The organism is Holdemanella sp. (assembly GCF_056804935.1).
The window spans coordinates 1-2022 of record NZ_DBMEXE010000115.1 but is presented as its reverse complement, the minus strand read 5'-3'; the positions used below and the strand labels follow the sequence as shown (position 1 = coordinate 2022).

Below are 2022 nucleotides of genomic sequence, written 5' to 3'. Positions count from 1 at the left end.
AGTCTTGTACATGTGTTTTATAAACAATTCCACCATCAATTGAACTTGATAATTGAATTTTGATAGCTTCTAGACGTAAAGATTGTCCTGTAGTACCACTCATTTCACCATCTGCTTTTTCGCCTTGCCAGCCTATATTTTGAACATGTGTCTGGTATTTAATCATTTTATAAATAAATGGTCTACTTGTTGATCCAGGGGCATTTTCCCCTTTTTTAACCAAAACAATTTGAATACCTTCTAAGCGCTTTGAATACCCTTCAGTACCAGCTGATTCACCATTCTTAGCCCAGTCTAACCAACCATAATCTTGTGCATGCACACGGTAATACACATCATATTGGTTTGCAGCTTCACCAGATAGTTTAACTTTAATGGCTTCTAATCGTTTTGATTGTCCTGAAGTTCCAGACATTTGACCATTTGATTTCCAGTCCTGCCATCCAATATCTTGTACATGTGTCTTGTATTCAATACTTCCATTTATATTAGAAAGCTTAATATTAATACCTTCTAATCGTTTTGATTGGCCAACAGTACCTGATACTTCACCATTTGATTTCCAACTTTGCCATCCATAATCTTGTACATGTGTTTGGTAGGAAATGGATGGTGATGAACTGACTACTGAATTCTCCGATGCTTTTGTCAAACCTAAGGCACTTACAATACCATTCGCATCCGCAACACCTAATTTTTGTAACTTAGCATCTGAATTTAGATAATTATTATAATCTGAAACATTGTTAATAAAACAATGTTCAATAATCATTCCTGTTAATCCATTGTATTTTGCGTTACGAATAATTCCATAGTAATCTGCAACAGAACTGTCATCATATCTGAATGGATCTGGATATATATTTGTATCAATTGTTCTAAATTTAATACCACGATCATAAAGTCCCAAAGATACCAGTTGGCTTTGAATAGCTTGCGCTACATTTTTGCCATTTGCAGAAATATCTGGACGCCAATGTGTATTTGGATAATACACTTCAGCACCAACTGCTCCACCACCTGCAGCTGAATTCAAATGAATACTAATCAAATATTGTGCGCCTTGCGATTTTGCAAAATTTGCACGATCCTCAAGGCTCGGATTTGTATCTCCTGTACGAGTCATTACAACACGACAATTATACTTTTCCAATTCTTGTTTACAATACTGAGCAATTTTTAATGTTAAATTCTTTTCATACACATTATTAACCCCAATTGCACCACTATCATTTCCTCCATGACCTGGATCTAAACAAATAGTAACACCCTCATTAGCTTGTGTCGCAATATCTGAATCTTCATCAACCAAAGCCATCGCTGCCTCAGGATTTGAAGCCATAATACCTTCAGCCACTTCTTCAGATGCATCATCAAGATTCGTTACTTGAACAACTGCACTGTTTAACTCATCATCTTCTACGATATCCTGTGTCATATCTGGCAATGTTTTATCATATCCAGAATACTCTTGATCCACACCAAACTTAACATCCATACCTAAATCACTAAAGTTTAAATAATACTTTCCACCATTATAGGTATAATGAAGCGTTGTAACACTATATTCACCTTTATCCGCAGAACTAAAATCCTTTGTGAACTTAACCAATTTATCAACTTGTTCACTAGCTTCTAAATCAAAAGTAGTTCCATCCGTCTTTTGAACAGTAATACTGAAATCTGAATATCCATTCGCATCATTCATTGATAGAACAAAATTTTCAGCAGAACCAGAAGTCAAGGTTGGATTATCAACTAAGAAATATTCCATCATACTAGAATCTCCTAATTGTTCCTCCTCACTAACTGGATTAGAAGTAGTATCCTCTTCTTGATTTACTTCTTCTTGTGTTCCTTCTTCTGTTGAAGTATCTTCATTTATTTGTTCATCTGTTTGTACAGCTGTCTCATCTTCTGCAAAAACAGTATATGTATTTGATAATGTAGAAACAGACATAAACAAACTTAAAACTAATGCCAATACCGGTTTAAATCTTTTACTCATTATCTATCCCCCTT

General features: G+C 34.9%; 1 protein-coding gene. It reads right to left on the bottom strand.

The features are described 5' to 3' along the window. Positions 1-2008 (bottom strand): N-acetylmuramoyl-L-alanine amidase (locus tag ACZQCL_RS06180; RefSeq protein ID WP_482482272.1); only part of this gene is annotated, 2008 nt, incomplete at its 3' end. Between the last annotated feature and the right edge of the window lie 14 nt (positions 2009-2022).